Genomic DNA, 26052 nt, shown 5'->3' with positions numbered 1-26052 from the left:
CGTGATTATCGATTTCTCAAAGTTCTGCCGCCTGCCTACAGTGGCTCCATGCGCGAGCGATCCCGCCCCACGGCGCCTTGAAACCACCCCCTTTCCTCCTTCCGAAGCTGCATGTCCACGGCCGACCTTCCTCCCCTGCTCATCGGCTGCGCCGCCGGCTTTTCGGGCGACCGCACCGACGCTGCTGCACCGGTCGTGCAGGCGCTCATCGCCAGCGGCCTGCCCGCGGTCCTGATCTTCGAAACCCTGGCCGAACGCACGCTGGCGCTCGCCCAGCTGGCGCGCCGCAGCCAGCCCGAGGGCGGCTATGAGCCGCTTCTGGACGAGCTGCTGCGCCCGGTGCTGGCGCAGTGCCTGGCGCACGGCGTGCGCATCGTGAGTAACTTCGGCGCGGCCAATCCGCTGAGCGCGGCCCGGCGCATCCGCGAGCTGGCGCAGGAGCTCGGCACCCGCGTCCCGCGCATCGCGATCGTCCAGGGCGACGACCTGAGCGGCCCCGCGCATCGCGAACTGCTGCGGCAGGCCCTGGGCGATGGCCTGCCGGACGAGCCCATCGTGAGCGCCAATGCCTACATCGGCGCGCAATCCATCGCCGATGCGCTGGGCGCAGGCGCCGACTTGGTGGTCTGCGGGCGGGTGGCCGACCCCTCCCTGGTGCTGGGGCCGGCGCTGGCGCATTTCGGCTGGGCGGTGGACGACTGGGACCGCCTGGCCCGCGCCACCATGGCCGGGCATCTGCTGGAATGCGGCGCGCAGGTCACGGGCGGCTATTTCGCCGATCCGGGCTACAAGGAGGTGCCGGACCTGGCCCATCTGGGCTACCCCATCGCCCGCATCGAAGCCGACGGCCACTGCACGATCACCAAGCCGCCCGGCACCGGCGGGCGCATCGACGAGCGCACGGTCAAGGAGCAGTTGCTCTACGAACTGCACGACCCGGCCGCCTACCTCACGCCCGACGTGGTGGCCGACATCACGCAGGCCCGCGTCGCGCAGACGGGGCCGGACAGCGTGCGCCTCAGCGGCGTGCGGGGCCACGCGCGGCCGGACCACCTCAAGGTGAATGTCTGCTTCGAGGCCGGCTGGTTCGCCGAAGGCGAGATCTCCTATGCCGGCCCGCGCGCCGGGGCCCGGGCCCGGCTGGCGGGCGAAGTGCTGCGCGCCCGGCTGGCAGGCGTGGCGTCCCTGCGCATCGACCTCATCGGCGTGGCCAGCGTGTTCGGCGACGACGCCAGCCAGTGGTTCGACGGCTCGGGAGCGCAGGCGCCCGGCGGCGACGCCCGCGACGTGCGCCTGCGCGTGGCCTGGCAGCACCGCGACCACGCGACTGCCCAGCGCCTGGTGCGCGAAGTGACGGCGCTCTACTGCTGTGGCCCGGCCGGCGGCGGCGGGGTGCGTACGGCCATGCGCCCACGGCTGGGCACCGTCTCATGCCTGGTGCCGCGCGAAGCCGTCGCCACGGGCTATGACTGGCTGGACGCGCCGGCCGCAGAACCCGCCACGCCGGCACGAGGAGCCACAGCATGACCCACCGATCCGAATCCGCCGCCGTGCCGCTCTACCGCCTGGCCCACAGCCGCACGGGCGACAAGGGCAACCGCTCCAACATCAGCGTGATCGCCTGGCATCCGGCCCTCTGGGACGTGCTGGTGGCGCAGGTGACCGAGGCCGCCGTGGCACGCCACTTCGCGGCGCGCAGGCCCAAGGCGGTGGCGCGCTACCTGCTACCGAACCTGCACGCGATGAACTTCGTCATCGACGACGTGCTGGACGGCGGCGTGAACGATGCGCTCAACCTCGACAGCCACGGCAAGGCACTGTCATTCCGGCTGCTGGAGCTGTCCGTCGAGGTTCCGGCGGACCTGATCGGGCACCTGGCCGGCACGGACTGACTGCCACGCCGCTTTCCCTTGCTTTTCATTCCATTAAATCAATACCCAGGAGACCACATGAGCATGAACGCAGCCCCATCCGCCAAGGTCCACTTCACCCGGGGCACCCACCGGCGGCGCGTGCTGGCCACCGCCGCAGCCGCTGCCGTGCTGGGCCTTTCGGTGGCGGCCGGTGCACGGGCACAGGTACCGGCCTATCCGTCCAAGCCCATCACCTTCGTCGTGCCCTTCGCGGCGGGCAGTGCCACAGACCAGCTGGCCCGTGCACTCGGCCAGTCGATCAGCAGCGACACACGGCAGCCCGTGGTGGTGGACAACCGCGGCGGCGCCAGCGGCATGATCGCGGCGCAGTTCGTGGCCAAGGCGCAGCCCGACGGCTACACGGTGCTCATCACCACCAACACCACGCAGGCGGCGAACGAGCATCTCTACAAGAAGCCCGGCTACGACGCGGTGAAGGACTTCGCCCCGGTCACCGGCCTGGGCAAGGGCGGCCAGGTGCTGGTGGTGAATACCGCCTCTCCCTATCGCAGCGTGGCGGACCTGCTGGCCGCCGCCAGGAAGCAGCCCGGCAAGCTGAGCTTCGGCAGCGGCAGCTCGTCCAGCCGCGTGGCCGGCGAAATGCTCAAGCAGCTGGCGGGCGTGGACCTGCTGCATGTGCCCTACAAGAGCAACCCGCTCGCCATCACCGACCTGCTGGGCGGCCAGATCGACCTGATGATCACCGACACCTCCACCGGCGTGCCGCAGATCAAGGCCGGCAAGCTGCGCGCGCTGGGCTACTCCACGCACAAGCGCAGCAGCCAGCTGCCGGACGTGCCGACGCTCGATGAGGCGGGTGTGAAGGGCTACGACATGGGCTACTGGTTCGCCGCCTATCTGCCTGCAGGCACGCCGGCGCCGGTGGTGGCGCGGCTCAACGAGCTGCTGACGACCGCCACCCGCAGCGCGCCGGCCAAGGCCTTCTACGACATGGCCGGCTCCGAGGCCTGGACCACCACGCCCGACGAACTCGCCCGCTTCCAGGCGGCCGAGGCCCGCAAGTGGGGTCAGGTGATCAAGGCCGCAGGCATCGAGCCCGAGTGAGCGGTGGGCGGCAGGGCTGGGTGGGTATGAGGGGCTCGCCCGACCCTTCATGTACCGAAAGATGCGTCAGCCCAGGTAGTGCCTGTGCCGTGCGCTATGATTTGTATAGCGTGGTGGGTTTTGATCCGCCGGCTTTGAATCGGGCCCGCAGCCCGCACGCGTTCAGCAGGCGCTCTCGTCAATGCCCGCGTCGGCCATTCCGCTGTCGCCGAACACCCGGAACTGGCGCCGGCCCGCCCGCTTGGCGACGTACATGGCCGCGTCCGCGTTGCGCGACAGGGCCTCGAAGTCCTCCCCGTGCTGCGGGTAGAGCGCGATGCCGCCGCTCAGGTGGATCTGCCGTTGCTGGCCCTCCAGCTCGAAGGGTTCGGCGCAGGCCGCCTGCAGCTTGCCGGCCACCACCAGCGCCTGCCGGGCATCATCCAGATTGGGCAGCAGCACGATGAACTCGTCGCCGCCCTGGCGGCATACGGTGTCGGACTGGCGCACGGCGCCCTGGAAGCGGTGGGCCATCTGCACCAGCAGCGCGTCGCCGGCATCGTGGCCGAGGGTGTCGTTCACCTGCTTGAAGCCGTCCAGGTCGATGTAGATCAGCGCCATGCAGTGGCGCTCCCGCTTGGCGCGGGCGATGGCCTGCTGCGCGCGGTCCTGCAGCAGCAGGCGGTTGGGCAGGTCGGTCAGCGCGTCGTACTGCGCCAGATGCGCCATGCGCCGCGACAGCGCCATGGCCTCGGTCACATCGCGCAGCACCATGACGGCGCCCGTGACCTTGCCCTCGACGTCCGTGATCGGGCTGGCGGACTGTTCGACCTCGATCTCCTCGCCGTTGCGCCGGCGCAGCACCACGCCGCGCTGCACCAGCTGGTTGGTGCCCTCGGCCAGGGCGCGCTGCACGGGGCTGGCGTCGTCGGGGTGGCCCGAGGGCATCTGCAGCGGGGCGACGTGGTTCACGTGCTGGCCGGACGCATCGAACGCCTGCCAGCCGGTCATCACTTCGGCTACCGGGTTGAGATAGACGATGTGGCCTTCGGCATCGGTGCAGATCACGGCGTCGCCGATGGCCTGCAGCGTGAGGCGCACCAGTTCCTTTTCCTCGAACAGCATGTCCTCCATGTGCTTGCGCTCGGTCAGGTCGTCGATCTGCACGAAGAAGCCCTTGATCTCGCCGTCTTGCACGTCGGGGATGTACGAGACCACGCCGTAGCGCGTCTCGCCGGAGGGCATGCGCAGCGTGCGTTCGAAGACCTGGCGATGGCCCTCCAGCGCCTGCTGCACGTAGGGCTGGACCTGCGCGAAGATGCGCGGGCCGGCGACCTCGTCCATGCGGCGCGCGCGCAGCTGTTCGGCGCTCAGGCCCGACCAGGAAAGATAGGCCTGGTTGGCATAGCGGTTGCGCAGCTTGCTGTCCCAGTAGGCGACCATCGAGGGCAGGTTGTGCAGGATGGTGCTCAGGTCGTGTTCGACCTGGCGGAGCTGCCCGCCGATGGTCTGCCGCATGCGCAGCTCGCGCACGAAGAGCCAGGCCAGTCCCATGCTGGCGAACACCAGCAGCGCGGCCAGCCCGCCCCAGACCAGGGCGCTCCGGCGCCACTGCGCGAGGATGGTGTCCACCGGCTGCGCCAGTCCCACGACGAGCGGATAGTTCTTCACGCGCTGGAAGACGTGCATGCGCTCGATGCCGTCGGTGAGTCCGATGTCCGTGAAGGTCCCCTGGGCAGCCGTGGCCGAGCGGCGCAGCTGGGCGTAGCTCATCGTGAAGGTGCCGACGGCGGCGTCGTCGCGCGGTGCATCGGCCAGCACCATGCCGTCTTCCCGCCACAGGGTGGCGAGGCTGGCCGTGCCCATGTTCGCCGAGGCGAGCAGCTTGTCGAGGTAGTCCACCTGCATGGTGCCGAGCACCACGCCCGCGAAGCTGCCGTCCTTGTGGAAGTAGGCGCGGCTGAACGGAATCATCAGGCTGCCGTTCGACAGCCTGCTGTGCAGCGGCGTGCCGATGAAGAGCCCCTGGACCGCCCCCTGCCGGTGCACCTGGAAATACTCCCGGTCGGCGAAGTTGCCCTTGCGGGGTGTGTCGGAGAGCGAATCCAGGATGATGTGGCCTGCCTGGTCCAGCACCAGGGTGGCACCCATGCCCTCCATGTGCAGCGACCGGTCGAAGATCAGCGCGCGGCGCGTGGCCAGCGGCAGCGTCCTGACGTCGTCGCGGTGCATGCTGTCCACGATGCCGTCCAGCGACTCGCTGATGCTGTCGATGGTCCGGCCGATGTTCTGCTCGATCGTATGCGCCAGGTTGGCGTTGGTCTGGCGGGCATGGTCCCACTGCTCCTCGCGCAGCGTCAGCAGCGCGCGCGCGAAGAGCGCAGCGATGGCCAGCGAAAGAACCAGGGCCAGCAGGGCGTAGCGGCGGGGCGAAAGTGGACGCATCTCAAGTCAGCGGCATGCAGTGCCGGCGGCGAGGTGGCAAGGCACTCGCCAGGGGCAGGGCCAGACATCGCCGGGCAGGCCAGGGCGGGAGCCCAGCCTGCCGGCTGGCAGTGTCGGTATCAACGGCCCGTGTAGCCTCCGCCTCCGCCCGTGCGCTGCGGCGCGAACAGGTCCCAGGTGGCGATGAAGAGCGCGGCGACCGCGGGGCCGATCACGAAGCCGGTCAGCCCGAACAGCGACATGCCGCCCAGCGTGGAGATCAGCACGACGTAGTCGGGCATCTTGGTGTCCTTGCCCACCAGGATCGGGCGCAGCATGTTGTCCACGAGGCCGATCACCAGCACGCAGAAGGCGGTCAGCACGCTGCCTTGCACCAGGGCGCCGGTGGCGAAGAAGTAGATCGCCACCGGGCCCCAGATCAGGCCGGCGCCCACGGCGGGCAGCAGCGAGAGGAAGGCCATCAGCACACCCCAGAGCACCGGGCCCTGGATGCCCAGGATCCAGAAGATCAGCCCGCCCAGCGCGCCCTGCACGGCGGCCACCACGATGTTGCCCTTGACGGTGGCGCGGATCACGGTGGTGAACTTGCTGGTCAGCTGGCGCTTGTGGCCTTCGTCGAGCGGGATCGCGTCGCCGATGCGCTGGGCGAGCGACGCGCCGTCCCGCAGCAGGAAGAAGAGCAGGTACAGCATGATGCCCAGGCTCACCACGAACTGCAGCGTGTTCTGGCCCACGTCGAAGGCCCGGGTGGCCAGCGCCTGGCCGGCCTGCATGCCGACCGAGGAGATGCGCTTTTGCAGCTCGTCCATGGACGTCAGGTTGAAGCGTTCCAGCAAGGAGATGGCCCAGCGGGGCAGGGCGTCCAGCACCTGCTGGGCGTAGGCGCCCAGATTCACCTGGCCGGACTTCAGCTTCTCATAGATCAGGCCGGCTTCCTGCACCAGGGAGATGCTCAGCAGCGTCATGGGCAGGATCACCACCACCAGGCTCATCAGCAGCGTGGCGAGCGCCGCCGTGTTCGGGCGCCCGGGCATGCGGCGCAGCAGGCGCCTGTAGAGCGGCGTGAACAGAATGGCGAGCACCATGCCCCAGAAAACCGCCCCGTAGAACGGCCAAAGGATCGCGAAGAAGGCCAGCGTGACGGCGATCAGCAGCAGCAGCAGCGTGCGGTTTTGGAGAGTGGAAGGGGTCATGGAGCCATACCGTGGAACTGCTGCAAATGTAAGCGAGGCGGGCAGACCCTTGCCAGGCGTTGCGCATCTTTGAAGAATCTACACAGGGCTCTCCAGGGGTTCGGTGGCACAATACGCCTTGCTACCCCCGGCCCTTCCCAGCCACTGTCGCATCCGCCAATCGGTTCAGCCGTGTCGCGGAAGGTTTACCAACCAGCTAAAGCTTTCCAGAGGAAAGCAGAGGTCAGCGGAACATGAGCGATACGACGTCCGTCTATCAAGCCTACCAAGGCAACACCTACCTCTTCGGCGGCAATGCGCCCTATGTCGAAGAGATGTATGAAAACTACCTGGCGAACCCCGGTAGCGTCCCCGACACCTGGCGCGAATACTTCGACGCCCTGCAGCATGTGCCTGCCGCCGACGGCAGCAATGCCCGAGACGTCCCCCACCTGCCTGTCATCAACGCCTTCGCCGAGCGCGCCAAGCAGGGCGGCACCAAGGTCGTGGTGGCCACCGGCGCCGATTCGGAGCTGGGCCGCAAGCGCACCGCCGTCCAGCAGCTGATCGCCGCCTACCGCAACGTGGGCCAGCGCTGGGCCGACCTCGATCCGCTCAAGCGCACCGAGCGTCCCGCCATCCCCGAACTGGAACCGTCGTTCTACGAATTCACCGACGCCGACCAGGAGACCGTGTTCAACATCAGCAACACGTTCTTCGGCAAGGAGTCGATGCCCCTGCGCGAGCTGATCAACGCGCTGCGCGAGACCTACTGCGGCACCATCGGCGTCGAGTACATGTACGCCTCCGACCAGAATCAGAAGCGCTGGTGGCAGGAAAAGCTGGAAACCATCCGCAGCAAGGCCCATTTCGGCCCTGAGAAGAAGAAGCACATCCTCGACCGCCTGACGGCCGCCGAAGGCCTGGAACGCTTCCTCCACACCAAGTACGTCGGCCAGAAGCGCTTCTCGCTCGAAGGCGGCGAAAGCTTCATCGCCGCCATGGACGAGCTGATCCAGCAGGCCGGCGCCAAGGGCGTGCAGGAAATCGTCATCGGCATGGCCCACCGTGGCCGCCTGAACGTGCTGGTGAACACGCTGGGCAAGATGCCCAAGGACCTGTTCGCCGAGTTCGACCACACCGCGCCCGAAGACCTGCCTTCCGGCGACGTGAAGTACCACCAGGGCTTCAGCTCCGACGTGACCACCGTCGGCGGCCCGGTCCACCTGTCGCTGGCCTTCAACCCCTCGCACCTCGAAATCGTGAACCCCGTGGTCGAAGGCTCCGTGCGCGCCCGCATGGACCGCCGCGGCGACCCGCACGGCAAGCAGGTGCTGCCCGTGCTCGTGCACGGCGACGCGGCCTTCGCCGGCCAGGGCGTGAACCAGGAAACCCTGGCGCTGGCCCAGACCCGTGGCTATTCCACGGGCGGCACGGTCCACATCATCATCAACAACCAGATCGGCTTCACCACCTCCGATCCGCGCGACGCACGCTCCACGCTGTATTGCACCGACATCGTCAAGATGGTCGAGTCGCCCGTGGTGCACGTGAACGGCGACGATCCCGAAGCCGTGGTGCTCGCCACCCAGCTGGCCCTCGAATTCCGCATGGAATTCCAGAAGGACGTGGTCGTGGACATCATCTGCTTCCGCAAGCTGGGCCACAACGAGCAGGACACCCCCGCGCTCACCCAGCCGCTGATGTACAAGAAGATCGGCGCCCACCCCGGCACGCGCAAGCTCTACGCCGACAAGCTGGCCACGCAAGGCCTGGGCGAGTCCCTGGGCGACGACATGGTCAAGGCCTACCGCGCCGCCATGGAAGCGGGCAAGCACACGGTCGATCCGGTGCTGACCAACTTCAAGAGCAAGTACGCCGTGGACTGGAGCCCCTTCCTGGGCAAGAAGTGGACCGACGCCGGCGACACGGCCATTCCGCTCGCCGAGTGGAAGCGCCTCTCCGAGAAGATCACCACCATCCCCGAAAGCGTCACGCCGCACCAGCTGGTCAAGAAGGTGTATGACGACCGCGCCGCCATGGGCCGTGGCGACGTGCCCGTGGACTGGGGCATGGGCGAGCACATGGCTTTCGCCTCGCTCGTGGCCAGCGGCTTCCCGGTGCGCCTGTCGGGCGAAGACTGCGGCCGCGGCACGTTCACGCACCGCCATGCCGTGATCCATGACCAGAAGCGCGAGAAGTGGGACACCGGCACCTACGTGCCCCTGCAGAACGTGAGCGAGAACCAGGCTCCGTTCGTCGTGATCGACTCCATCCTGTCCGAAGAGGCAGTGCTGGGCTTCGAATACGGCTACGCCTCCAACGACCCCAACACGCTGGTGATCTGGGAAGCCCAGTTCGGCGACTTCGCCAACGGCGCGCAGGTCGTGATCGACCAGTTCATCGCCTCCGGCGAAGTCAAGTGGGGCCGCGTCAACGGCATCACGCTGATGCTGCCGCACGGCTACGAAGGCCAGGGCCCCGAGCACAGCTCGGCCCGCCTGGAGCGCTTCATGCAGCTGGCGGCCGACGCCAACATGCAGATCGTGCAGCCCACCACGGCCAGCCAGATCTTCCACGTGCTGCGCCGCCAGATGGTCCGCCACCTGCGCAAGCCGCTGATCATCATGACGCCCAAGTCGCTGCTGCGTAACAAGGACGCGACCTCGCCGCTGTCCGAGTTCACCAAGGGCAGCTTCCAGACGGTGATCCCGGAGCAGAACGAGGCCATCAACAAGAAGGCCGACAAGGTCAAGCGCGTGATCGCCTGCTCGGGCAAGGTCTATTACGACCTGGTCAAGAAGCGCGAGGAAAAGCAGGCCGACGACGTCGCCATCCTGCGTGTGGAACAGCTCTATCCGTTCCCGCACAAGGCCTTCGCCGCCGAACTGAAGAAGTACCCGCACGCGACGGATCTGGTCTGGTGCCAGGACGAGCCGCAGAACCAGGGCGCCTGGTTCTTCGTGCAGCACTACATCCACGAGAACATGCTCGAAGGCCAGAAGCTCGGCTACGCCGGCCGCGCGGCATCGGCATCGCCGGCCGTGGGCTACTCGCACCTGCACCAGGAGCAACAGAAGGCGCTGGTCGAGGCCGCGTTCGCCAAGCTCAAGGGCTTCGTGCTGACCAAGTAAGCCGATTCGGCAGCCCCACCGTTCTCACAAGACACTGCAAACGAAAGAATTCAAATGGCTATCGTAGAAGTCAAGGTTCCCCAACTGTCCGAATCCGTGGCTGAAGCCACGATGCTCACCTGGAAGAAGAAGGCCGGCGAAGCCGTCGCGGTCGACGAGATCCTGATCGAGATCGAGACCGACAAGGTCGTGCTGGAAGTGCCCGCGCCTTCCGCCGGCGTGCTGGCCGAGATCGTGGTGGGTGACGGCGGCACGGTCGTGTCCGACCAGCTCATCGCCAAGATCGACACCGAAGGCAAGGCCGGCGCCGCCGCCCCTGCCGCTGCTCCTGCTGCAGCTGCCGCACCGGCGCCTGCCGCCGCTGCACCCGCCGCCGGCGGCTCCAAGGGCGACGTGGCCATGCCCGCCGCCGCCAAGCTGCTGGCCGACAACAACCTGTCGGTCGCTTCCGTGTCCGGCACCGGCAAGGACGGCCGCGTGACCAAGGGCGACGTGCTGGCGGCCGTGGCCGGCGGTGCCAAGCCTTCGGCTGCGCCCAGCGCCATCCCCACGGGCGTGCCCACCAAGGCGCTGCCCCAGGTCGCCGCTCCGGCCCGCAAGGAAGAACTGGGCGAGCGCCCCGAACAGCGCGTGCCCATGAGCCGCCTGCGTGCCCGCGTGGCCGAGCGCCTGCTGCAGTCGCAATCGACCAACGCCATCCTGACCACGTTCAACGAAGTGAACATGGCCCCGGTGATGGACCTGCGCAAGAAGTTCCAGGACGCCTTCACCAAGGAGCACGGCACCAAGCTGGGCTTCATGTCCTTCTTCGTCAAGGCCGCCGTGCACGCCCTGAAGAAGTACCCCGTGCTGAACGCTTCGGTGGACGGCAACGACATCGTCTACCACGGCTACTTCGACATCGGTATCGCCGTGGGCTCGCCCCGCGGTCTGGTGGTGCCCATCCTGCGCAATGCAGACCAGATGAGCTTCGCCGACATCGAGAAGAAGATCGCCGAGTTCGGCAAGAAGGCGGCCGAAGGCAAGCTGGGCATCGAAGAGATGACCGGCGGCACCTTCTCCATCTCCAACGGCGGCACCTTCGGCTCGATGATGTCCACCCCCATCATCAACCCGCCCCAGTCGGCCATCCTGGGCGTTCACGCCACCAAGGACCGCGCCGTGGTCGAGAACGGCCAAGTGGTCGTGCGCCCGATGAACTATCTGGCCATGTCCTATGACCACCGCATCATCGACGGCCGCGAAGCTGTGCTGGGCCTGGTCGCCATGAAGGATGCGCTGGAAGATCCGTCGCGCCTGCTGTTCGACATCTGATCGATGCCGAGTTGGCTGTTCGCCCACATCAAGGCGGTGGCGCGTTGCGCCACGCCAGTGATGGTTGTGCTATCTGCGCATGCGGCTTCGCAGGGCGAGCAGATTGTTCAGTCCTTGTTGGAGTGTTCTCCGAAGTACTTCGCCGAAGTTCGGACGTCAGCGGCGATTTCGTCGGCAGGGTACACATTCACTCCCAAGGGTCGCTTGGTCGTTCCCAATTCCCGTGATGAACTTGGTTCGGGTTACCGAGTCATGGGGAAGCGCTCAATTGAGCTGGGTGGACTCACCGTTGTCGGCATGTACGACTTGCACCGCAAGGCAAACACCTTTGAAATGCTTGATTGGGGGCTTCTGGTAAGGGGTGATCCGGCCTCTTTAGTTCAGATACTCAACGACCTGCTACCGGCTGAACGGGCCCTTGAGAGTGACAAGCTTCTTGGCTTTGCCCGCGTAGACAGGACAACGATCAAGACTTGGCCTACGTGGAGTACGCAAAAGCCACTACCGACCCCTAGGCCGGTGGAGTTCGGTGATCTGGAACTGGTCGCGGAAGTCACAGTGGCTGATGAAGATATTCCTAACGTATCTCGGATCGGTTGCTCGCTGCAAGGCGTGTTCCCTCCTTTCGTACTTCGACAAAGACGCCCTGATATTGATTAATTGCGCACTCGCGCTGAATGGAATTTTGTAATGTCTAAACAATTCGACGTGATCGTCATCGGTGGCGGCCCCGGCGGCTACATCGCCGCCATCCGTGCGGCCCAGCTGGGCTTCAACGTGGCCTGCATCGACGAGTGGAAGAACGACAAGGGCGGCCCCGCGCTGGGCGGCACCTGCACCAACGTGGGCTGCATCCCCTCCAAGGCGCTGCTGCAGTCCTCGGAGCATTTCGAGCAGGCCAACCATCACTTCGCCGACCACGGCATCTCCGTCACCGGCCTGTCGATGGACGTGGCCAAGATGGTCGGCCGCAAGGACAGCGTCGTGAAGCAGAACAACGACGGCATCCAGTACCTGTTCAAGAAGAACAAGGTCACCTTCTTCCACGGCCGCGGCTCGTTCGTGAAGGCGGCCGACGGCGGCTACGAGATCCAGGTCGCCGGCAAGGACACCGAGACGCTGACCGGCAAGCAGATCATCGTGGCCACGGGCTCCAACGCCCGCGCGCTGCCCGGCACGCCGTTCGATGAAGAGAACATCCTCTCCAACGACGGCGCGCTGCGCATCGGCACCGTGCCGAAGAAGCTGGGCCTGATCGGCTCCGGCGTGATCGGCCTGGAAATGGGTTCCGTCTGGCGCCGCCTGGGCTCCGAAGTGACGGTGCTCGAAGGCCTGCCGACCTTCCTGGGCGCGGTGGACGAGCAGATCGCCAAGGAAGCCAAGAAGGCTTTCGACAAGCAAGGCCTGAAGATCGAGCTGGGCGTGAAGGTCGGCGAAATCAAGTCCGGCAAGTCGGGCGTGAACGTGGCCTACACCAACGCCAAGGGCGAAGCCGTGTCGCTGGACGTGGACAAGCTCATCGTCTCCATCGGCCGCGTGCCCAACACCATCGGCCTGAACGCCGAAGCCGTGGGCCTGCAGCTGGACGAGCGCGGCGCGATCGTCGTCGATGGCGACTGCAAGACCAACCTGCCCGGCGTGTGGGCCGTGGGTGACGTGGTGCGCGGCCCGATGCTGGCGCACAAGGCCGAGGAAGAGGGCGTGGCGGTGGCAGAGCGCATCGCCGGCCAGCACGGCCACGTGAACTTCAACACCATCCCCTGGGTGATCTACACCAACCCGGAAATCGCGTGGGTAGGCCGCACCGAGCAGCAGCTCAAGGCCGATGGCGTGAAGTACAAGGCCGGCACCTTCCCGTTCCTGGCCAACGGCCGCGCGCGCGCGCTGGGCGACACGACCGGCATGGTCAAGTTCCTGGCCGACGCGGCGACGGACGAGATCCTGGGTGTCCACATCGTCGGCCCGATGGCCAGCGAGCTGATCGCCGAGGCCGTGGTGGCCATGGAGTTCAAGGCCAGCGCCGAAGACATCGCGCGCATCTGCCACGCCCACCCGTCCCTGAGCGAAGCCACCAAGGAAGCCGCCCTGGCGGTGGACAAGCGCACGCTCAACTTCTGAGGCCGGTCAGTGCGGCAGGCCCCGGGCCTGGCGCGCCGGTCTTTTCGTGATTTGAGCCAAATCAGCTGCGAGCGCTTGAAATACAAGCGCTCGCAGCTATTGTTTTTATAGCATCGGGGCGCGCATGAAAGTCAGGCAGGCATATGAGGCGGAACTCGCCGCCAAGGGGTATCGCAGCGATCCGGCGCAGCTGCGCGCGGTGGACGCCCTGCAGCGCTGTGCCGACGAGTGGACGGAGTACAAGGAGCGCCGCTCCAATGCCCTGAAGAAGCTCATCCACCGCCCGCCGGTGCCGCGTGGCGTGTACATGTACGGCGGCGTGGGGCGCGGCAAGAGCTTCCTGATGGATTGCTTCTTCAACGCCGTGCCCATCGAGCGCAAGGTGCGGCTGCACTTCCACGAATTCATGCGCGAGGTCCATCGCGAACTCGCCGACCTGCAAGGCACCGTGAACCCGCTCGACGTGCTGGGCGCGCGCATCTCCAAGCGCTTCAAGCTCATCTGCTTCGACGAATTCCATGTGGCCGACATCACCGACGCGATGATCCTGCACCGGCTGCTGCAGTCGCTGTTCGACAGCGGCGTCGGCATGGTCACCACGTCCAACTTCAAGCCCGACGACCTGTACCCGGACGGCCTGCACCGGGACCGCATCCTGCCTGCCATCGCGCTGCTCAACGAGCGCATGGAGGTGGTCAACGTCGATAACGGCACCGACTACCGGCGCCGCACGCTGGAGCTGGTACGGCTCTACCACACGCCCCTGGGCCCCGAGGCCGACGCCGCCATGTCCGAAGCCTTCGACCAGCTGGCCGAGGTGGCGGACGAAAGCCCCGTGCTGCACATCGAGGCGCGGGAGATCCGCGCGCGCCGCAAGGCCGGCGGCGTGGTGTGGTTCGACTTCCGGGAACTGTGCGGCGGCCCGCGCTCTCAGAACGATTACCTGGAGATCGCCACGCAGTTCCACACGGTGCTGCTCTCCGACGTGCCCTACATGCCCGTGGCCATGGCCTCGCCGGCGCGCCGGTTCACGTGGCTGATCGACGTGCTCTACGATCGCCGGGTGAAGCTCATCCTCTCGGCCGCCGTGCCGCCCGAGCAGCTCTACACCGAAGGCCCGCTGGCGCACGAGTTCCCGCGCACCGTCTCGCGGCTCAACGAGATGCAATCCAAGGAATTCCTCGCGCTGGAGCGGCGCCTGGTCGATACCGGACTGACCTGATGACGAAAAAGACTCTGCCCCTGAATCCGATCGCCGCCGCGCTGCGCTCTGTGGCGCCTGCGGTGCTGGTGCTCGCGCTGGGCATGGCGTCCGTGGCTGCCTCGGCGCAGACCGCAGCGCCTGCGCCTGCCGGGGCGGATGCCTCCGCTGTCACCGCTACTGCCACCGCCACTGCTGCCGCCACGGTGCAGGAGGCGCGGGAGCGCGAACGCGCCGAGATCAAGCAGCAGCGGCAGGCGCTGCAGGATCGGCTGCAGCAGAGCGAAAAGCAGTGCTATCAGCAGTTCGTCGTCGAGAGCTGCCTGCTGCGCGTCAGGGCCGAGGAGCGTGAAGCCGAGCGGCCCCTGAGGGCGCGGGAGATCGAGCTCAACGACCAGGAGCGCCAGGAAAAGGCCGCCGCCCGCCGCCAGGCGGTGCAGGAAAACCAGCAGCGCCAGCAGGCCCGCGAGGCGGCGGCTGCGGCCCGGCCCAAGCCCGCCGCCCGCCCGCCGGCGGATACCGACGCCAAGGCGCAGGAAGCCCGCCAGCGTGCCGAGCAGCAGCGCGCGCGCCAGGCGAACCATGCGGCGGACGAGGCCCGGCGCCAGAGCGAGGAGCCCTCGCGCATCGCCGAGTCGCGTGCCCGCTACGAAGCCAAGCAGAAGGCAGCGCAGGAGCGCCGCGCCAACTACGAGAAGTCGCGCGCCGAGGCGGCGGCCTCCGGGCGCAAGCAGGCTGCGCCGCTGCCGCCGCCCGAGCGGCCGGCGTCTGCCGCGCAGTGAACGATGTGGCCGCCGCCTCAGCCGCGCGCCGCGAGCGACGGCTGCGCCGGCAGGGGCGCCTCGATCTTCACCACGATCAGCGAGAGATTGTCGCCGGTGCCGCGCGCACGCGTGCGCGCCTTGTGGATGAGCAGCTCCGAGGCCTCGCGCGGGGTCAGGGTGGCGAGTGCTTCCGCCAGCTCAGGGGGGGAGAAGTAGTGCCAGAGCCCGTCGGTGCAGTTCAGCAGCACGTCGCCCGGCTTCAGCTGGCTGATGCAGTGCGTGGCGACCGGCGGATCGCGCTCCATGCCCAGGCATCCGACGAGCACGTTGGCGCGCGGGTGCATGCTGGCCTCGGCCTCGCAGATCTCGCCGCGGTCCACCAGCAGCTGCACATAGGAATGGTCCCGCGTGCGCCGCAGCAGCTTGCCGTGCTGGAAGTGGTAGATGCGCGAATCGCCGGAGTGCGCCCAGTGGCAGTCGCCGCCCGGGTTGATCAGAAAGGCCGCGAAGGTGCTGTGCGGCTCCTGCTCGGCGGCGATGGCCGTGAGCCGGATCACCAGGTGGGCCTCTTTCGCCAGGCTGTCCAGCAGCGCGGCGGCGTCGTCGGTTTCCGGCGAATAGCGCTCGAACAGCTGCTGGGCCGTCAGCATGACCTGGTCGGCCGCCTTGCGTCCGCCGCTGCGACCGCCCATGCCGTCGGCCACCACGCCCAGCACGCAGCCGTGAAAGCGCGGATGGGGCAGCAGCGCGACCTGGTCCTGCTGGTACTCCCGGTCCCCCTTGTGCGTTCCTGTGGAAGCGCTGAGGCGGTAGGCGGTGGTCATAGGGGCGGGGGGCTGCGGGAGGGCCGGCGATTCGAGGGAGGCCGCATTATCCGCGGGGCGCAGCGGCCTGCGTGCGACGCCGCCGTCTTTTCTCGCCATCCGCCCAGGCCCTGCCGCTCCGCGAGGCGCCCATGCTGCTGAGCCCGCTCGCAGCCCTGGTCGATGCCGCCTTCGCGCCCGAAGGCACGCTGGCCCGGGGCCTGCCGCACTTCCACCCCCGTGCTGCGCAGGCCGACATGGCCCAGGCCGTGGCCCAGACCATCGACACGGGCGGCGCCCTGGTGGTGGAGGCTGGTACCGGCGTGGGCAAGACCTTCGCGTATCTGGTCCCGGCCCTGCTCAGTGGCGAGCGGGTGCTGATCTCCACCGCCACCAAGTCGCTGCAGGACCAGCTCTTCGCGCGCGACCTGCCGCGGCTGCTGGAGGTGCTGGCCCTGCCGCTGAAGGCCGCGCTGCTCAAAGGGCGCTCCAGCTATCTGTGCCTGCACCGCATGGAGCAGGCCCGCCAGGATGGCCTCGCGGGCGAGCGCGCCCTGCAGCGCGTGCTGGCCCGCGTCGAGGTCTGGGCCCAGGGCACCCGCACCGGCGATCTGGCCGAACTGCCCGGGCTGGACGAGAAGTCGCCCGTGATCCCGCTCGTCACCTCGACGCGGGAGAACTGCCTGGGCTCCGCCTGCCCGCGCTTTCGCGAGTGCCACGTCAATCTGGCGCGGCGCGAGGCGCTGGCGGCGGACGTGGTCGTCATCAACCACCATCTCTTCTTCGCCGATCTGGCGGTGCGAGAGTCCGGCATGGCGGAGCTGCTGCCCTCGGTGCGGGTGGCGGTTTTCGACGAGGCGCACCAGCTCAATGCGACCGGGGTGCAGTTCCTCGGCGTGCAGTTCAGCACTGGCCAGCTGCACGACCTAGCGCGCGATCTGCTGCAGGTGGGCCTGCAGCATGCGCGCGGCTGGGTGGACTGGCCGGAACTAGCCCAGGCCTTGCGCCAGGGCGCCGACGGGCTGCGGGCGACGGTGGCTGGCGGGGGCGCCGCGGGCGGCGGCGGTGCCGCGTCGGGCACGCGCCTTTCCTTGGCCGGCGAAGCGCCTGAAGGGGCCGATCCTCGGACCTGGGGCGCTACGCTGCAGGCGCTGGAATGGGCGCTGCGGCGCGTGCTCGAAGGCCTGGACACGGTCGCCGACCGGGCACCCGATTTCGCCCGCCTGCACGAGCGCGCCGTGCTGGCCATGGAGCGCCTGGCGCACTGGGCCCAGCCATGCCCGCCGGAGGCCACGCGCTGGGCCGATGCCGGCCTGCACCTGCGCCTGGTGGAGTCGCCGCTGGACATCGCGCCGCGCCTGGCGCCGCTATGGTCGGCGCCCAAGGCGGAAGAGGGCGCCTGGGACGAGCCGGAGGACGGAAGCGGTGACGGCGTACAGCAGTCCCCCGCGCCCGGCGCCTCTGCAGCGCTGGGCGAGCGCGGCCGCGCCTGGATCTTCACCTCGGCCACGCTGGGCACGGACGAGGCCCTCAGCTGGTTCACCGAGCCTTGCGGGCTGCAGGAGGCGCGCATCCTGCGGGTCGGCAGCCCGTTCGACTACGCCACGCAGGCGGCGCTCTATGTGCCGCCACACTTGCCGTCGCCGGCCGATCCGCGCCACACCGACAGCCTGGCCCGCTGGGTGGGCGACGCCGTGCAGCGGCTGGGCGGCCGCACCCTGGTGCTCACCACCACGCTCAAGGCCTTGCGCGGCATCGGCGCAGCCTTGCAGCAGCGCTTTGCCGCCAGCGCAGCCATCGAGGTGCTGGTGCAGGGCCAGGGCACCAAGCGCGAACTCATGGAGCGCTTCCGCAACGAGTCATCCAGCCAGCACAGCGCCTGGGACGAAGACGGCGCAGCGCCCGGCCAGGGCCGCGTGCTGGTGGCCTCGGCCTCGTTCTGGGAAGGGTTCGACGTGCCGGGCAGCGCCCTGCAACTGGTGGTGATCGACAAGCTGCCGTTTCCGCCGCCCGGCGATCCGCTGGTGGACGCGCGGGGGCAGCAGCTGGAGCGCACCGGGCGCAGCGCGTTCCGGGACTTCGCCCTGCCGGAAGCCGCCGTGGCACTCAAGCAGGGGGCCGGCCGGCTGATCCGCAGCGAGACCGATACCGGAGTGCTGGTGGTGGCCGATACGCGCCTCGTCACCATGGGCTACGGCAAGCGGCTGCTGCGTGCGCTGCCGCCGATGCGCCGGATCGAGACGCAGGAAGCGTTCGATCAGGCGCTGGATGCGCTGCTGCTTACCAGAACTTCCACCACGGATTGACCTTGGCCTTGGGGCCCTGGGTCAGCATCTGGCTGTTGGGGTAGGAGGCCTGCATCACGCGGGTCGCGTCGTCGCGCAGTTGGGTCATGCCCAGCGCATCGTAGGACTTGATCAGGATGTAGAGCGCTTCTTCGAGCGCGGGCACGTCCTTGTACTCGGCCAGCGCGTTCTGGGCGCGGCCGATGGCGGCCACGTAGGCGCCGCGGCTGTAGTAGTAGCGCGCCACGTGGACTTCGTACTGCGCCAGCGAGTTCACGATGTAGGTCATGCGCTGGCGTGCATCGGGCGTGTAGCGCGAATCGGGAAAGCGCGTGACCAGTTCGCGGAACGACTCGAAGGAATCCTTGGCGGCCTTCTGGTCGCGCTCGGACAGGTCCTGGCGCGACACCCAGGAAAAGAGGCCCAGGTTGTCGTTGAAGTTGACCAGGCCCTTCAGGTAGAGCGCGTAGTCGTAGGCGGGGCTGGCCGGGTGCAGCTTCAGGAAGCGGTCCAGCGTGGCGATGGCCTGGGCCTTTTCGCCGCCCTTGTACTGGGCATAGGCCTTGTCGAGCTGGGCCTGCTGCGCCAGCGGCGTGCCGGCGGCGCGGCCTTCGAGCTTCTCGAGCAGGGGCACGGCCTTGTCGTAGGCGCCGCCGTTGAGTTCGTCGCGCGCTTCCGAATAGATCTTGTCGGTGGTCCAGCCGGCGGTCTTGTCTTCCGTCGTGGTGGAGCAGCCCGCCAGCAGGCCGGCGGCCAGCAGGGCGGACACAAAGGGAGCGGACATACGCGACATGGATGCGGCTTTCTGGCAGGAAGAGGGAGTCGTCGTCATGGGCTGGCGCCCGTTGGGGCGCCGTCCGGCCGGGCGAAGCACCCGTCGCACGCCGCCCAGGCGCGGAAACGGGCCATTGTAGCGATGCGGCGGGCGCGGCGCGGGCCGGCCGGCGCAGCCATGCGGCCGGGCGGGATTCACGGCCTTTCTACAATGCCGGGATGTTTGTTCATCTGCGCCTGCACACCGAATTTTCCGTCGTTGACGGTACCAACCGCATCGACGAGGTCGCCAAGGCGGCTGCCAAGGACGGCCAGCCCGCCCTGGCCATCACCGATCTGAACAACTTGTTCGGAGCCATCAAGTTCTACAAGGAAACCCGCGGCAAGGGCGTCAAGCCGGTGCTGGGGGCCGAGATCAACGTGGCCCCGCCCGGCGGCGCCGTGGGCCGCATGGTGGTGCTGGTGCAGGACAAGCAGGGCTACCTGAACCTGTCCGAGCTGCTGGCGCGCGCCTGGACGCGCAACATCGTCAAGAACGTGCCGGTCTGCACCTGGGAATGGCTGCAGGAACTGAACGCCGGCCTCATCCTGCTGGCCGGTGCGCAGGCCGGCCCGGTGGGGCAGGCGCTGATGCGCGGCGACGACGCCGGCGCGGCCGACCTGGCGCTGGAGCTGGCCGGCATGTTCCCGCACCGCTTCTACATGGAGATCCAGCGCGCCGGGCGGGTGGACGACGAAGCCCACGTGATCGCCGCCGTGCAGCTGGCGGCGCGGCTCAACCTGCCGGCGGTGGCCACGCACCCGGTGCAGTTCGCCACGGCGGACGACTACGAAGCCCACGAGGCGCGCATCTGCATCGCCGAGGGCGAGATCCTGGCCAACCAGCGCCGGGTGCGCAAGTTCACGCGCGAGCAGTACTTCAAGTCCAGCGCCCAGATGGAGGCGCTTTTTGCCGACGTGCCCTCGGCCATCGCCAACACGGTGGAGATCGCCAAGCGCTGCAACCTGACGCTGGTGCTGGGCAAGCCACGCCTGCCGGACTTTCCCACGCCCAACGGCATGCCGATCGACGAGTACTTCCGGTATGCGTCGTTCGAGGGGCTGGAGGAGCGCCTGCTGCAGCTTTTCCCCAAGGAGGCCGAGCGCGACAAGCAGCGCCCGCGCTACGTGGAGCGGCTGGAGTTCGAGCTGGGCACCATCCTGAAGATGGGTTTCCCGGGCTACTTCCTCATCGTGGGCGACTTCATCCAGTGGGCCAAGCAGAACGGCTGCCCGGTGGGGCCGGGCCGGGGGTCGGGCGCCGGCTCGCTCGTGGCCTATGCGCTCAAGATCACCGACCTGGACCCGCTCCAGTACAACCTGCTGTTCGAGCGCTTCCTGAACCCCGAGCGGGTGTCCATGCCCGACTTCGACATCGACTTCTGCCAGTCCAACCGCGACCGGGTGATCGACTACGTCAAGGACAAGTACGGCAAGAACGCCGTGAGCCAGATCGCCACCTTCGGCACGCTGGCGGCCAAGGCCGCCATCCGCGACGTGGGCCGGGTGATGGACATGAGCTACACCTTCTGCGACGGCATCTCCAAGCTGGTGCCCGGCAAGCCCGGCATGTCCTACACCCTGGCCTATCCGCCCGAGGTGAAGAAGGAGGGCGACAAGAACAACTATGCGCTCGAGCTCGAGCCCATGCTGTACGAGCGCGTGCGCAAGGAAGAAGACGTCAAGACCATCATCGAGATGGCCCAGAAGCTCGAAGGCATGACCCGCAACATCGGTATGCACGCCGGGGGCGTGCTGATCGCCCCGGGCAAGCTGACCGACTTCTGCCCGCTCTACCAGCAGCCGGGCAGCGAATCGGCCGTGAGCCAGTACGACAAGGACGACGTGGAGGCCATCGGCCTCGTGAAGTTCGACTTCCTGGGCCTGGCCACGCTGACCATCCTGGAGATCGCCCGCGAGTTCATCATCAAGCGCCACAAGGGCCAGGAGAACTTCGCGTTCGAGAACATCCCGCTCGACGACGCGCCCACCTACCGGCTCTTCTCCGACGGCAAGACGGAAGCCGTGTTCCAGTTTGAAAGCCGCGGCATGCAGGGCATGCTGAAAGAGGCCCGCCCGAGCCGGCTGGAAGACCTGATCGCCCTGAATGCGCTCTACCGCCCGGGGCCGATGGACCTGATCCCCACCTTCGTGAACCGCAAGCACGGCAAGGAGCCGGTGGAATATCCCCACCCCCTGGTCGAGCCGGTGCTGGCCGAAACCTACGGGATCATGGTCTATCAGGAACAGGTGATGCAGACCGCCCAGGTGCTGGGCGGCTACAGCCTGGGCGGCGCCGACATGCTGCGCCGGGCGATGGGCAAGAAGAAGGCCGAGGAGATGGCCGAGCACCGCGAGATCTTCCGCAAGGGCGCGGCCGAGAAGGGCATCGGCCAGGACAAGGCCGACGAGGTGTTCGACCTGATGGAGAAGTTCGCGGGCTACGGCTTCAACAAGTCGCACGCCGCCGCGTATTCCCTGCTGGCCTACCACACGGGCTGGCTCAAGGTGCACTACACGGCCGAGTTCTTCTGCGCCAACATGACGGTGGAAATGGACGACACCGACAAGCTCAAGGTGCTGTTCGAGGACGCGGTCAAGAACTTCGGCATGACCTTCGAGCCGCCGGACGTGAACCGCGGCATGTACCGCTTCGAGCCGGTCACCGACAAGGTCATCCGCTACGGCCTGGGCGCCATCAAGGGCACGGGGCAGCAGGCCATCGAAGCGATCATCGCCGCGCGCGAGGGCCGGGGCGAGGGGCCTCAGGGCAGCACGGTGGGGCCGTTCAAGAGCCTCTTCGACTTCTGCGTGCGCGTGGACCGCTCGCGCATCAACAAGCGCACCGTCGATGCACTGATCAAGGCCGGCGCCTTCGACGCGCTGCAGCTCAACCGTGCCGCGCTGTCGGCCTCGCTCGACCGGGCCTTCGAATTCGCCGCCGCCACGCATGCCAACGCCAACCAGGGCGGCCTCTTCGACATGATGGGCGACGACGCCCACGGCTCCAGCACGCAGGAGCCCGATCTGGTGGACGTGCGGCCCTGGGGCATCAAGGAACGCCTGACCCAGGAAAAGACGGCCATCGGCTACTACCTCTCGGGCCACCTCTTCGACGAGGTGGAAAAGGAAGTGCGCCGCTTCGTGCGCACCCCCATCGAAGAGCTGGGCGACAGCCGCGAACCGCAGACGCTGGCCGGCATCGTGAGCGACCTGCGGGTCATCAACGGCTCGCGCGGCAAGCTGGCGCTGTTCAAGCTGGACGACAAGTCCGCCACCATCGAGGCCTCGGCCGACGAAGGCGTGCTCAACGCCAACCGCGAGGTGCTCAAGGACGATGAATTCGTCGTCATCAGCGGGCGGCTGCAGCTCGACCATTTCAGCGGCGGGCTGCGGGTGAAGGTGCAGCAGGCCTACGACCTGGCTGCTGCCCGCGCCAAGTACGGGCGCTACCTGCAGGTCTCGGTGGGAGACGTGGTGCCCGACGTGGCGCGGCTGGTGCGCGAGTTCCCGGCCAAGCGCGAGGAAACCGAGCATGGCGAGACCCTGGTGCACGGCCTGCGCGTGCGCATGAACCTGTGCTGCAAGGCCGAGCAGGGCGCCGCCACGGCGGAACTGCAGCTGGGCGAGGCCAGCCGGTTCTTCCCGTCCGACGCGGCCCTGGCCGCCTGGAGCGCCCAGGCCGGCAGCGGCGCGGTGTCGGTCATTTACGACGCAGGCTGACCGCTTGAAAAAAGTGTGCCAGGCACCAAGTCCAACAGGACACGCTGGCGAGCTTGCATCGCTAGAATGAATTCATGGCCACGAAACCACCTTCCCAGACACCGATCACCCCGACCCGCGCACCCGCCCGGGACGATGGCGGCTCGGTGGTGCTGGAGCGGCGTACGCAGCGCACGCAGCCGCCCCAGATGTACCAGGTGCTGATGCTGAACGACGACTACACCCCCATGGAGTTCGTGATCGTCGTGCTGCAGGAGTTCTTCGGCAAGGATCGGGAGTCCGCGACCCAGATCATGCTCAAGATCCATCTGGACGGCAAAGGCGTATGCGGGGTGTATTCCCGCGACGTCGCCGCGACCAAGGTCGAGCAGGTCCTTGAAGCCGCCCACAAGGCAGGCCACCCGCTGCAATGCGTGAGTGAGCCTGTTGAATAAACGGTTTTCCAGCCCGATCTACAGTTATCTTTTACCCGCAAGCACAAAGGAGTTCACATGATTGCCCAGGAACTGGAAGTCAGCTTGCACATGGCCTTTGTCGAGGCCCGCCAGCAACGCCACGAGTTCATCACCGTGGAGCATCTGCTGCTGGCGCTGCTGGATAACCCCAGCGCAGCCGAAGTGCTGCGCGCATGCTCGGCCAACATCGACGACCTGCGCGCGTCGCTGGCCAACTTCATCAAGGACAACACTCCGCAGGTGGCCGGCACCGACGAGGTGGACACGCAGCCCACGCTGGGTTTCCAGCGCGTGATCCAGCGCGCCATCATGCATGTGCAGTCCACCGGCAACGGCAAGAAGGAAGTGACCGGCGCGAACGTGCTGGTCGCCATCTTCGGCGAGAAGGATTCGCACGCCGTCTATTACCTGCACCAGCAGGGCGTGACGCGCCTGGACGTGGTGAACTTCATCGCCCACGGCATCAAGAAGGGCGAGCCGCCGGAGCCCGCCAAGGCCGAGAACCCCTCCGAATCCGAAGAGGGCGGTGGCGGCGAGCGCAACGAGAAGGCCTCGCCGCTGGAGCAGTACACCCAGAACCTCAACCAGGCAGCCAAGGACGGCAAGATCGATCCGCTGATCGGCCGCCACTACGAGGTCGAGCGCACGATCCAGATCCTCTGCCGCCGCCGCAAGAACAACCCGCTGCTGGTGGGTGAAGCCGGCGTGGGCAAGACAGCGATCGCCGAGGGCCTGGCCTGGCGCATCACGCAGAACGACGTGCCCGAGATCCTGGCCGAAGCCGTCGTCTATTCGCTCGACATGGGCGCGCTGCTGGCCGGCACCAAGTACCGCGGCGACTTCGAGCAGCGCCTGAAGGGCGTGCTCAAGTCGCTCAAGGACCGGCCCAACGCCATCCTGTTCATCGACGAGATCCACACGCTGATCGGCGCCGGCGCGGCCTCGGGCGGCACGCTGGACGCGTCCAACCTGCTCAAGCCGGCGCTCTCCAGCGGCCAGCTCAAGTGCATCGGCGCGACCACCTTCACCGAGTACCGCGGCATCTTCGAGAAGGACGCGGCCCTGTCGCGGCGCTTCCAGAAGGTCGATGTGGTCGAGCCGACCGTGGCCGAGACGGTGGACATCCTCAAGGGCCTCAAGAGCCGCTTCGAGGAACATCACAGCGTGAAGTACGCCGCTGCGGCGCTGCAGGCTGCGGCCGAGCTGTCGGCCAAGTACATCAACGACCGCCACCTGCCCGACAAGGCCATCGACGTCATCGACGAAGCCGGCGCCGCGCAGCGCATCCAGGTCGCCAGCAAGCGCAAGAAGACCATCGGCAAGGCCGAGATCGAGGAAATCGTCGCCAAGATCGCCCGCATTCCGCCCGCGAACGTGTCGAACGACGACCGCAGCAAGCTGCAGACCATCGAGCGCGACCTGAAGAGCGTGGTGTTCGGCCAAGACAAGGCGCTGGAAGTGCTGGCCTCTGCCGTCAAGATGGCGCGCTCGGGCCTGGGCAAGGGCGACAAGCCGATCGGCTCGTTCCTGTTCAGCGGCCCCACCGGCGTCGGCAAAACCGAAGCCGCCAAGCAGCTGGCCTACATCATGGGCATCGAGCTGATCCGCTTCGACATGTCCGAGTACATGGAGCGCCATGCGGTCAGCCGCCTGATCGGCGCGCCTCCGGGCTACGTCGGCTTCGACCAGGGCGGCCTGCTCACCGAAGCCATCACGAAGAAGCCGCACGCGGTGCTGCTGCTCGACGAGATCGAGAAGGCGCACCCGGACATCTTCAACGTGCTGCTGCAGGTGATGGACCATGGCACGCTGACGGACAACAACGGGCGCAAGGCCGACTTCCGCAACGTCATCATCATCATGACGACGAACGCGGGTGCCGAGACCATGAACAAGGCGACCATCGGCTTCACCAACCCGCGCGTGGCGGGCGACGAGATGGCCGACATCAAGCGCCTGTTCACCCCTGAGTTCCGCAACCGGCTCGACGCCATCGTCAACTTCAAGGCGCTGGACGAGCAGGTCATCCTGCGGGTGGTGGACAAGTTCCTGCTGCAGCTGGAAACCCAGCTGTCCGAGAAGAAGGTTGAAGTCACCTTCACCGACCAGTTGCGCAAGCACCTGGCCAAGAAGGGCTTCGATCCGCTGATGGGCGCCCGGCCGATGCAGCGCCTGATCCAGGACATGATCCGCCGCGCGCTGGCCGACGAACTGCTGTTCGGCCGCCTGACCGAAGGTGGCCGCCTGACGGTCGATATCGAGACCGCCACCGACGACAAGGGCGTGGAAACGGCCGAGGTGAAGCTGGACATCCAGCCGCTGCCCAAGCGTGACCGCTCCGCCAAGTCGGAGCCCACGGAGCCGGAAGAAGCCACGGCCGACTGATCGGTCCGTTGAGCGGCCCAAGGTGCCGGCTTCGGCCGGCGCACCCCAAGAAAAAACCCGCATGCCCTCGGCCTGCGGGTTTTTCTCTTGTGCCCTCATGCCCCGATGGTCGAGGGCCGGGGCAGAAGCGCGGGCTTAGAACGTGTTTACGATCTCGCAGAGGATCGCGTTGGAACGCAATCGGGATGAGTGGATGCCTCGGATGCGCCGCATGGGCTGGTGTCCATGCAAGCAGCCGGGGCGTTCAATCGCCCGATTTCGCTCCAACCCGAAGGGCAGCTACGTCGGCGGGCGGTCTGCGGCGTTGCGGCGCTTGTGGATAGCCGTGCTATCCACTGCGCACCGCGCCTTGCATCCCATCCCGCCGACATAGCTGCGCGACCCCTGGGAGATCGTAAACACGTTCTTAGAGCCTGTTTACGATCTTTTCAGAGCCGACAATTGCTTGGTGAAAAGAAAGCCCTACCCAAGCGACATGAGCAG

17 protein-coding genes are annotated in these 26052 nt (G+C 67.4%); 13 read left to right on the top strand and 4 right to left on the bottom strand.

All coding sequences use genetic code 11. From position 1 onward, the window contains the following. Positions 1-111: 111 nt before the first annotated feature. Genes BM070_RS00085 through BM070_RS00075 form a run of 3 tightly spaced genes read left to right on the top strand, consistent with a single transcriptional unit; the run spans position 112 to position 2978 of the window. A complete protein-coding gene (locus tag BM070_RS00085; protein ID WP_092936395.1) occupies positions 112-1527 on the top strand; it encodes an acyclic terpene utilization AtuA family protein in 1416 nt (471 codons plus the stop codon). After that, positions 1524-1892, top strand: a complete 369-nt coding sequence (locus BM070_RS00080) for an AtuA-related protein (protein WP_092936393.1) — start codon at positions 1524-1526, stop codon at positions 1890-1892. Before BM070_RS00085 ends, BM070_RS00080 begins: the two co-directional genes overlap by 4 nt. A gap of 57 nt (positions 1893-1949) precedes the next feature. Then, the gene (locus tag BM070_RS00075; protein ID WP_245785054.1) at positions 1950-2978 is read left to right on the top strand and encodes a Bug family tripartite tricarboxylate transporter substrate binding protein; all 1029 of its coding nucleotides are present in this window, start codon (positions 1950-1952) and stop codon (positions 2976-2978) included. A 162-nt stretch (positions 2979-3140) separates the two neighbouring features. On the opposite strand, the gene BM070_RS00070 is transcribed toward BM070_RS00075, so the two are convergent. Further along, positions 3141-5402 carry a diguanylate cyclase domain-containing protein gene (locus BM070_RS00070; RefSeq protein WP_092936391.1) on the bottom strand — a complete coding sequence of 754 codons (2262 nt, stop codon included), beginning with the start codon at positions 5400-5402 and terminating at the stop codon, positions 3141-3143. A 119-nt stretch (positions 5403-5521) separates the two neighbouring features. Then, entirely contained in the window at positions 5522-6595 is a 1074-nt protein-coding gene (locus BM070_RS00065; protein WP_092936389.1) for an AI-2E family transporter, read from the bottom strand. Positions 6596-6828: 233 nt separating this feature from the next. Between BM070_RS00065 and BM070_RS00060 the strand changes: the two genes are divergently transcribed. The 6 genes from BM070_RS00060 (at position 6829) to BM070_RS00040 (ending at position 15123) form a co-directional block, all read left to right on the top strand. Further along, positions 6829-9708, top strand: coding sequence for a 2-oxoglutarate dehydrogenase E1 component (locus BM070_RS00060; protein ID WP_092936387.1), 2880 nt, complete (start codon positions 6829-6831; stop codon positions 9706-9708). A gap of 54 nt (positions 9709-9762) precedes the next feature. After that, positions 9763-11022, top strand: coding sequence for a 2-oxoglutarate dehydrogenase complex dihydrolipoyllysine-residue succinyltransferase (gene odhB, locus BM070_RS00055; protein WP_092936385.1), 1260 nt, complete (start codon positions 9763-9765; stop codon positions 11020-11022). 3 nt (positions 11023-11025) lie between these two features. After that, entirely contained in the window at positions 11026-11682 is a 657-nt protein-coding gene (locus tag BM070_RS23955) for a hypothetical protein (RefSeq protein WP_139222745.1), read from the top strand. A gap of 30 nt (positions 11683-11712) precedes the next feature. Beyond that, positions 11713-13140, top strand: coding sequence for a dihydrolipoyl dehydrogenase (gene lpdA, locus BM070_RS00050; RefSeq protein ID WP_092936383.1), 1428 nt, complete (start codon positions 11713-11715; stop codon positions 13138-13140). 124 nt (positions 13141-13264) lie between these two features. Further along, on the top strand, positions 13265-14362 hold the full coding sequence (gene zapE / locus BM070_RS00045; RefSeq protein ID WP_092936381.1) for a cell division protein ZapE: 1098 nt from the start codon (positions 13265-13267) through the stop codon (positions 14360-14362). Next, a complete protein-coding gene (locus BM070_RS00040) occupies positions 14362-15123 on the top strand; it encodes a hypothetical protein (RefSeq protein ID WP_092936379.1) in 762 nt (253 codons plus the stop codon). Before zapE ends, BM070_RS00040 begins: the two co-directional genes overlap by 1 nt. A gap of 17 nt (positions 15124-15140) precedes the next feature. Here BM070_RS00040 and BM070_RS00035 read toward each other — a convergent pair whose 3' ends face one another. Then, on the bottom strand, positions 15141-15929 hold the full coding sequence (locus tag BM070_RS00035) for a PP2C family protein-serine/threonine phosphatase (protein ID WP_092936377.1): 789 nt from the start codon (positions 15927-15929) through the stop codon (positions 15141-15143). A gap of 131 nt (positions 15930-16060) precedes the next feature. Between BM070_RS00035 and BM070_RS00030 the strand changes: the two genes are divergently transcribed. Then, the gene (locus BM070_RS00030) at positions 16061-18214 is read left to right on the top strand and encodes an ATP-dependent DNA helicase (protein ID WP_245785053.1); all 2154 of its coding nucleotides are present in this window, start codon (positions 16061-16063) and stop codon (positions 18212-18214) included. On the opposite strand, the gene BM070_RS00025 is transcribed toward BM070_RS00030, so the two are convergent. Then, positions 18189-18986 carry an outer membrane protein assembly factor BamD gene (locus tag BM070_RS00025; RefSeq protein WP_092936375.1) on the bottom strand — a complete coding sequence of 266 codons (798 nt, stop codon included), beginning with the start codon at positions 18984-18986 and terminating at the stop codon, positions 18189-18191. The genes BM070_RS00030 and BM070_RS00025 overlap by 26 nt on opposite strands. A gap of 200 nt (positions 18987-19186) precedes the next feature. Between BM070_RS00025 and dnaE the strand changes: the two genes are divergently transcribed. From dnaE to clpA, 3 genes are all read left to right on the top strand, one after another. Further along, complete coding sequence (gene dnaE / locus BM070_RS00020; protein ID WP_092936373.1) at positions 19187-22729, top strand: DNA polymerase III subunit alpha; 3543 nt, start codon at positions 19187-19189, stop codon at positions 22727-22729. Between the two features lie 74 nt (positions 22730-22803). After that, positions 22804-23163, top strand: a complete 360-nt coding sequence (gene clpS, locus BM070_RS00015) for an ATP-dependent Clp protease adapter ClpS (RefSeq protein ID WP_092936371.1) — start codon at positions 22804-22806, stop codon at positions 23161-23163. Positions 23164-23220: 57 nt separating this feature from the next. Beyond that, complete coding sequence (gene clpA / locus BM070_RS00010; protein WP_092936369.1) at positions 23221-25569, top strand: ATP-dependent Clp protease ATP-binding subunit ClpA; 2349 nt, start codon at positions 23221-23223, stop codon at positions 25567-25569. Positions 25570-26052: the final 483 nt, after the last annotated feature.

The sequence above is a fragment of the Paracidovorax wautersii genome (assembly GCF_900113035.1).
GTDB classification, from domain to species: Bacteria; Pseudomonadota; Gammaproteobacteria; order Burkholderiales; family Burkholderiaceae_C; genus Paracidovorax; species Paracidovorax wautersii.
Note: the sequence above shows the minus strand (reverse complement) of the source record. Positions and strands in the feature narration are given on the sequence as shown.

Excerpts from the sequence above, each read along its gene's own strand:
- BM070_RS00085 (WP_092936395.1), top strand. The coding sequence starts at position 112 with ATGTCCACGGCCGACCTTCCTCCCCTGCTCATCGGCTGCGCCGCCGGC.
- BM070_RS00080 (WP_092936393.1), top strand. The coding sequence starts at position 1,524 with ATGACCCACCGATCCGAATCCGCCGCCGTGCCGCTCTACCGCCTGGCC.
- BM070_RS00075 (WP_245785054.1), top strand. The coding sequence starts at position 1,950 with ATGAGCATGAACGCAGCCCCATCCGCCAAGGTCCACTTCACCCGGGGC.
- BM070_RS00070 (WP_092936391.1), bottom strand. The coding sequence starts at position 5,402 with ATGCGTCCACTTTCGCCCCGCCGCTACGCCCTGCTGGCCCTGGTTCTT.
- BM070_RS00065 (WP_092936389.1), bottom strand. The coding sequence starts at position 6,595 with ATGACCCCTTCCACTCTCCAAAACCGCACGCTGCTGCTGCTGCTGATC.
- BM070_RS00060 (WP_092936387.1), top strand. The coding sequence starts at position 6,829 with ATGAGCGATACGACGTCCGTCTATCAAGCCTACCAAGGCAACACCTAC.
- odhB (WP_092936385.1), top strand. The coding sequence starts at position 9,763 with ATGGCTATCGTAGAAGTCAAGGTTCCCCAACTGTCCGAATCCGTGGCT.
- BM070_RS23955 (WP_139222745.1), top strand. The coding sequence starts at position 11,026 with ATGCCGAGTTGGCTGTTCGCCCACATCAAGGCGGTGGCGCGTTGCGCC.
- lpdA (WP_092936383.1), top strand. The coding sequence starts at position 11,713 with ATGTCTAAACAATTCGACGTGATCGTCATCGGTGGCGGCCCCGGCGGC.
- zapE (WP_092936381.1), top strand. The coding sequence starts at position 13,265 with ATGAAAGTCAGGCAGGCATATGAGGCGGAACTCGCCGCCAAGGGGTAT.
- BM070_RS00040 (WP_092936379.1), top strand. The coding sequence starts at position 14,362 with ATGACGAAAAAGACTCTGCCCCTGAATCCGATCGCCGCCGCGCTGCGC.
- BM070_RS00035 (WP_092936377.1), bottom strand. The coding sequence starts at position 15,929 with ATGACCACCGCCTACCGCCTCAGCGCTTCCACAGGAACGCACAAGGGG.
- BM070_RS00030 (WP_245785053.1), top strand. The coding sequence starts at position 16,061 with ATGCTGCTGAGCCCGCTCGCAGCCCTGGTCGATGCCGCCTTCGCGCCC.
- BM070_RS00025 (WP_092936375.1), bottom strand. The coding sequence starts at position 18,986 with ATGTCGCGTATGTCCGCTCCCTTTGTGTCCGCCCTGCTGGCCGCCGGC.
- dnaE (WP_092936373.1), top strand. The coding sequence starts at position 19,187 with ATGTTTGTTCATCTGCGCCTGCACACCGAATTTTCCGTCGTTGACGGT.
- clpS (WP_092936371.1), top strand. The coding sequence starts at position 22,804 with ATGGCCACGAAACCACCTTCCCAGACACCGATCACCCCGACCCGCGCA.
- clpA (WP_092936369.1), top strand. The coding sequence starts at position 23,221 with ATGATTGCCCAGGAACTGGAAGTCAGCTTGCACATGGCCTTTGTCGAG.